Here is a 250-nt window from a genome sequence, read left to right as displayed (position 1 = left end):
TCCCAGGATGCACGCGATGGCGACTGCCGCCGCGGCCCTGATGGAAGCTCGGTTCGGTGATATCGTCAATTGGAATCGAGACCGATTCACCGCTCTCGACATCGGTCACCGAACGCTTGTTGATGGCCTCGGTGATCGATTGCTTGATTTGCGACTTATAACGGCGCAGAAAGCGCTGCCGATTGACGGCGCTTTTGTTCTTACCGATGAGACGCCGATCGTTAAAATAGGCCAAAAAAATCCCCCAAAC

1 protein-coding gene is annotated in these 250 nt (G+C 54.4%); it reads right to left on the bottom strand.

Translation table 11 applies throughout. The annotated features are described in order from the left end of the window. On the bottom strand, nucleotides 1–235 hold a 235-nt coding region (locus KVT28_RS25875), incomplete at its 3' end, for a DUF444 family protein (RefSeq protein WP_217551119.1). Nucleotides 236–250 lie beyond the last annotated feature (15 nt).

The organism is Pantoea sp. GbtcB22, assembly GCF_019091025.1.
Classification (GTDB): domain Bacteria; phylum Pseudomonadota; class Gammaproteobacteria; order Enterobacterales; family Enterobacteriaceae; genus Pantoea; species Pantoea leporis.
Note: the sequence above shows the minus strand (reverse complement) of the source record. Positions and strands in the feature narration are given on the sequence as shown.